Below are 6,027 nucleotides of genomic sequence, written 5' to 3' on the forward strand. Positions count from 1 at the left end.
GCATGACTTTGCCGCGCTGACCCGCTAACGTCTGCGCATCGAAGCTGGGGAGTCGAAATTTCATGTTCACGACGCTTGCCGTTATTGCCGCCATCGCCGCCTATGTCGTCCTCATCTACAATGGTCTGGTGAAAGCCCGCCAGATGGCTGAGGAAGCCTGGTCCGGCATCGACGTGCAGCTCAAGCGTCGTGCCGATCTGATCCCCAACCTGATCGAGACGGTCAAGGGTTATGCCGGCCACGAGAAGGGCACGCTGGAAAGCGTTATCGAGCTGCGCAACAAGGCCCAGGCTGTGCCCGCCGGCGACGTCGCCGGTCGCGCTGCCGCGGAAGGCCTGCTCGGTGCGGCTCTCGGCAGGATTGTCGCCCTCGCCGAAGCCTATCCGGACCTGAAGGCCAACGAGAACTTCGTTGAGCTACAGAACTCGCTGGAGACCATCGAAGGCGAGATCCAGATGTCGCGTCGTTACTACAATGGCGCTGCCCGCGACCTGAACGTCAAGGTCGAGACCTTTCCTAACAATCTCGTCGCCGGCCAGTTCGGCTTTTCCAAGAAGCCGTATTTCGAGATTGCCAACGAGGCCGACCGTGCGGTACCGACGGTCAAGTTCTGACACCAGGCCTGCTGCCCCCTCCGAGACGAAACAATGAAGACTGACAGACTGACCATCATTCCGCCTGCCCATGCCCTGACCGGCCGGGTGAGCCCTCCGGGTTCGAAGTCGATCACCAACCGTGCGCTGTTGCTCGCAGGCCTCGCCAAGGGCACGAGCCGCCTGACTGGTGCCCTGAAAAGCGACGACACCCGCTATATGGCCGAAGCCCTGCGCGCCATGGGTGTGACCGTCGAGGAGCCGGATGCGACCACCTTCGTCGTCACCAGTTCCGGCGAGCTGAAGCCGCCTGCAGAGCCGCTCTTCCTCGGCAATGCCGGCACCGCCACCCGCTTCCTGACGGCAGCCCTGGCGCTCGGCAAGGGTCGCTATGTGGTGGATGGCGACGAGCACATGCGCAAGCGGCCGATCAAGCCGTTGGTCGACGCGCTGCAGTCGCTCGGTGTGGCAATCGCTGCTCCCTCCGGTTGCCCACCGGTCGCCATCGATGCCAATGGCTCATTCAAGAGGAACCGCGTGGTCATCGATGCCGGTCTGTCCAGCCAGTATGTTTCGGCCCTGCAGATGGCGGCAGCCTGTGGCTCCGAGCCGTTCACCATCGAACTGGCCGGCGCCGATATCGGTGCGCGTGGTTATATCGACCTGACACTGGCGGCCATGCGCGTCTTTGGTGCAAGCGTCGAGCAACCGACGCCGTCGTCCTGGGTTATCCAGCCGACCGGCTACACCGCGACCGATTTCCACATCGAGCCGGATGCATCGGCTGCCACTTACCTTTGGGGCGCCGAAGTCCTGACCGGCGGCAAGATCGATATCGGCACGCCGTCTGACGCCTTCACCCAGCCCGATGCCAAGGCCTATGACGTGATCGCCGCCTTCCCGGACATGCCTTCTGTCATCGACGGCAGCCAGATGCAGGATGCGATCCCGACGATTGCGGTGCTCGCCGCCTTCAACAATCATCCGGTGCGCTTCGTCGGTATCGCCAATCTGCGCGTCAAGGAATGCGACCGCATCCATGCCGTGGCGACCGGGCTGAACAACATCCGTGAAGGTCTGGCTACGGAAGAGGGCGACGATCTGATCGTTGCGGCCGATCCGTCGCTGTCCGGCCAGTCGCTGCCCGCCGATATCGACACGTTCGCCGATCATCGCATCGCCATGAGCTTTGCGCTGGCCGGGCTGAAGATCCGCGACATCACCATTCTCGACCCCGATTGTGTCGGCAAGACCTATCCCGACTACTGGAACGAACTCGCCTCGCTGGGTGTCGAACAGGTCAGAACCAACGGATAACCACGATGCTCCTTCGCCTCTGCGCTGCCTTGCTTCTCACACTCTGGACGGCATGCGGCGCATGGGCCGAGGAGGTCATCCGCAGCTATCATGCCGACATCGCCGTGTCCGGGGATGCGAGCCTCGAGGTGATGGAAACCATCACGGTCAATGCCGAAGGCTTCAACATCAAGCGCGGCATCTTCCGCGATTTCCCGCTCTACTACACCAATGAGCGCGGCAAGCGCCGCGAGGTCGAATTCGACCTGATCTCGGTCGAGCGCGACGGCGAACCGGAGCCTTTTCACACCGAGAGCATCGACGGCGGCATCCGCATCTATGCCGGATCGGCTGACGTGACGCTGGACCCCGGCGAGCATACCTATGCCATCACCTACACCACGGCCCGGCAGATCCGCTATTTCGACGATCACGACGAACTCTACTGGAACGTCACCGGCAATGGCTGGATGTTCCCGATCGAAGAAGCGAGCGCCAGCGTCACCTTGCCGGGCGATATTGAGCCGACCAAAACCGCAGTCTACACCGGTGCAGTCGGCTCAACCGATAGCAATGCCCGCGTCGTTCCCGGCAGCGGTGGTCTGGAATTCGAAACCACGGCGCCGCTTGGTCCGCAGGAGGGCATGACCATTGTGCTCGCCTTGCCGAAGGGCACGGTGGCGGCCCCTGAGCCGGAAACGGGCCTCTGGTGGTATCTGCGCGACAATTTCGCCGACATCTTTTCTATCGGCGGCCTGATCCTCGTGCTGGGCTATTACCTGCGGTCGTGGATGGCGGTCGGCCGCGACCCGGCCAAGGGCATCGTGGTGCCGCGCTGGGATGCGCCGGACGGCATCTCTCCGGCGCTGGTCAATTACGTCGACAACAAGGGTTTTTCCAACGGTGGCTGGACCGCCCTGTCGGCATCGGCGCTCGATCTCGCCGTCAAGGGCTACATCACCCTGGATGACCTGGAGAAGTCCATCACGCTGACCCGTACGGCAAAGGCTAGGAAGGACAAGCTGCCTTCCGGACAGGAGATCCTGCTGGCCGCCGTCGGATCGAAGGGCGACACGCTGACCATCGACAAGGCCAATGGCAAACGTGTGCAGCAGGTCGGCAACAGCTTCCGCGCGGCGATCGAAAAGGAACATCGCGGTAAATATTACCGCGGCAATACCGGCTATATCGCGGGCGGCATCGGCCTCAGCGTCGTCATTATGGTCCTGCTGCTGATATTCGGCGACCTGCAGGAAGACACGGTGGCGCTGATGATCGTACCGACCTTCTTTTCCGTCTTTTTCGGCATTTTCTCGGTCGGCATCGGCAAGGGGCTGCGGCGCGGGGCGCCTCTGCTCACCCGGATTGCTTCCATCGTCATCGGCGCCTTTGTCGGCTTTGTCGGCCTATCGATCTTCGGCACGATCGTGATGTCGATCCTGTTCGACCTGTCGCACAGCGGCCAGCTGCATGTGATCATCGCCATCGGCGGCATCATTCTCGCCAATTTCCTGTTCTTCTTTCTGATGAGTGCGCCAACGCCGCTCGGCCGCAAGCTGATGGACGGCATCGAAGGACTTCGCATCTATATGACGCTGGCCGAGAAGGACCGGATGAACATGGCGGGTGCCCCGACCATGTCACCGTCGCATTTCGAAACGCTGCTGCCTTATGCCGTGGCGCTCGGGGTCGAAAAACCCTGGTCGGCAACGTTTGAGACCTGGCTGGCCGCGGCCCGGGCCGATGCCGAACCCTATCAGCCGATGTGGTATCACGGCCGCAATCGCGGCACGTTCGGCGACCGCATCGGTGGCTTCTCGTCGTCGATGGCAACGACGATCGCCTCGACCATTCCGGCCCCACCGCCGAGTTCCTCGTCCTCGTCGACCTCCGGCTTTTCCTCCGGCGGATCTTCCGGCGGCGGCGGTGGCGGCGGCGGTGGCGGGGGATGGTAGAGCCAACGACTATTTTCGGTGAATGCATGGATGACTTTTTCCGCGCGGCTTGCTAAGTCCGCCGCAGCCCTATGCAACAAGCGAAAAAGTCAGTCTGATGCCCGATCTTCTGCTCGAACTCCGCTCCGAGGAAATTCCCGCCCGCATGCAGCGCAAGGCCGCTGGCGATCTGAAGAAGGCGGTCACCGATGCGCTGGTCGATGCAGGTCTGACCTATGACGGTGCGCGCGAATACTGGACGCCGCGTCGCCTGACGCTCGACATTCGTGGCCTGACGGCCCGTTCCGCCGATATCCGTGAAGAAAAGAAAGGCCCGAGCGTCTCTGCACCCCAGGGCGCGATCGACGGCTTCCTGCGCGGCGCGGGCCTCACCTCGATCGATCAGGCCGTCGTCAAGACCGATCCGAAGAAGGGCGACTTCTATGTCGCCTATATCGACAAGCCCGGCCGGGCCGCCGAAGAGATCATCGCCGCTGTCATGCCCGGCATCATCCGCGCCTTCTCCTGGCCGACCTCGATGCGCTCCGGCTATGCATCGATGCCGAAGGGCTCGACCTATGGCGGCGTCGAAGGCAAGGGCATGGAAAGCCTGCGCTGGGTGCGCCCGCTGCAGTCGACCGTCTGCACCTTCGGCCCCGAGCATGACGAAGTGCAGGTCATCCCCTTCGAGATCGATGGCATCGTGGCGTCCAACGTCACCTATGGCCATCGTTTCCACGCGCCGGACGCCATCACCGTCCGCCGCTTCGACGACTATGTCACCAGCCTGGAGCGCGCCAAGGTCATCCTCGATGCCGACCGCCGCAAGGACATCATCCTGCACGACGCCCGCGACATCGCCTTTGCCAATGGCCTCGACCTGGTCGAGGACGAGGGGCTTCTGGAAGAAGTCTCCGGCCTCGTCGAATGGCCGCAGGTCCTGCTCGGCACCTTCGAGGAGGATTACCTGTCGATCCCGGCCGAGATCATCCGCCTGACGATCAAGACCAATCAGAAATGCTTCGTCGTGCGGCCGCAGGGCGAGGCAGACAAACTGTCGAACCACTTCATCCTGATCTCCAATATCCAGGCCACCGATGGCGGCAAGGAGATCGTCCACGGCAATGGCAAGGTCGTGCGCGCCCGCCTGTCGGATGCGCTGCATTTCTGGAAGCGCGACCAAGGCGACCTGCCCGACCTCGACACGCTGAAGGCGTCTGCCGCCAAGTTCGACCTCGATCTGTCAAAGCCGCTCGACCAGCGCATGGCCAAGCTCGATGCGCTCAACGTCACCTTCCACGCCAAGCTCGGCACGCAAGGCGAGCGCGTTGCGCGTATCCGCGAACTGGCCAGGGTTCTGGCCCCGATCGTCGGCGCTGATGCCGCCCTCGTTGACCGCGCCGTGGTGCTCGCCAAGGCGGACCTGCGCACGGAAGCCGTCGGCGAATTCCCCGAGCTCCAGGGCGCCATGGGCCGCAAATATGCGGCTCTGCAGGGTGAAGATGCATCCGTCGCGGCTGCGATCGAAGACCACTGGAAGCCGAACGGCCCGTCCGACCGCCTGCCGGCCGACAAGGTCGGTCTGACCGTCGCGCTCGCCGACAAGCTCGACACGCTAACGGGCTTCTGGGCCATCGACGAAAAGCCGACCGGCTCGAAGGATCCGTATGCGCTAAGGCGTGCGGCGCTGGGTGTTGTGCGGATGATCTTGGAGCGGGGCGTGAAGGTCAGGTTGATCCCACTTCTTTCTCAAGGCACCAATCGAATTCTATTGGCACAGATCATTAGAAAATCTTTGGAACAACATGGGCTTGCAGATCAGCTTGAAGCGCTAGGTGTTAATAATGCTGCGGAGGTTAGATACGCGGCTGCATCGGGTGTTGGTCCCGCTGTGGCTTACGTTGATGAGGATGGCAGTTTTCTGCTCCAGCAGACCTCCGACCTCCTCTCCTTCTTCCACGATCGCCTCAAGGTTTACCTGCGCGACCAGGGCGCCCGCCACGACATCATCGATGCCGTGCTGACGCCTGATGCGGACGATCTGCTGATGGTAGCCCGCCGCGCCGAAGCCTTGACCGCCTTCATTACATCGGAAGACGGTCTCAACCTCCTGGCCGGCACCAAGCGCGCCACCCAGCTGCTCGCCGCCGAAGAGAAGAAGGGCACCGTCGTCGCCGACAGCGTTTCTGCCGATCTCCTGAAGC

4 protein-coding genes are annotated in these 6,027 nt (G+C 62.6%); all 4 read left to right on the plus strand.

Translation table 11 applies throughout. From position 1 onward, the window contains the following. Positions 1–62: 62 nt before the first annotated feature. On the plus strand, positions 63–614 hold the full coding sequence (locus PDO_RS03145; RefSeq protein ID WP_007597696.1) for a LemA family protein: 552 nt from the start codon (positions 63–65) through the stop codon (positions 612–614). 33 nt (positions 615–647) lie between these two features. After that, the gene (locus tag PDO_RS03150) at positions 648–1,910 is read left to right on the plus strand and encodes a 3-phosphoshikimate 1-carboxyvinyltransferase (protein ID WP_007597699.1); all 1,263 of its coding nucleotides are present in this window, start codon (positions 648–650) and stop codon (positions 1,908–1,910) included. Positions 1,911–1,915: 5 nt separating this feature from the next. Beyond that, positions 1,916–3,844, plus strand: coding sequence for a DUF2207 domain-containing protein (locus PDO_RS03155; protein ID WP_007597701.1), 1,929 nt, complete (start codon positions 1,916–1,918; stop codon positions 3,842–3,844). Between the two features lie 97 nt (positions 3,845–3,941). Further along, a partial coding sequence (glyS, locus tag PDO_RS03160; protein WP_007597703.1) for a glycine--tRNA ligase subunit beta occupies positions 3,942–6,027 on the plus strand: 2,086 nt, incomplete at its 3' end.

Source organism: Rhizobium sp. PDO1-076 (genome assembly GCF_000247475.1).
Taxonomy (GTDB): Bacteria; Pseudomonadota; Alphaproteobacteria; order Rhizobiales; family Rhizobiaceae; genus Allorhizobium.

What these genes read in the sequence shown, in the direction of transcription:
- PDO_RS03145 (WP_007597696.1), top strand. Translation starts at nt 63, where the DNA reads ATGTTCACGACGCTTGCCGTTATTGCCGCCATCGCCGCCTATGTCGTC.
- PDO_RS03150 (WP_007597699.1), top strand. Translation starts at nt 648, where the DNA reads ATGAAGACTGACAGACTGACCATCATTCCGCCTGCCCATGCCCTGACC.
- PDO_RS03155 (WP_007597701.1), top strand. Translation starts at nt 1,916, where the DNA reads ATGCTCCTTCGCCTCTGCGCTGCCTTGCTTCTCACACTCTGGACGGCA.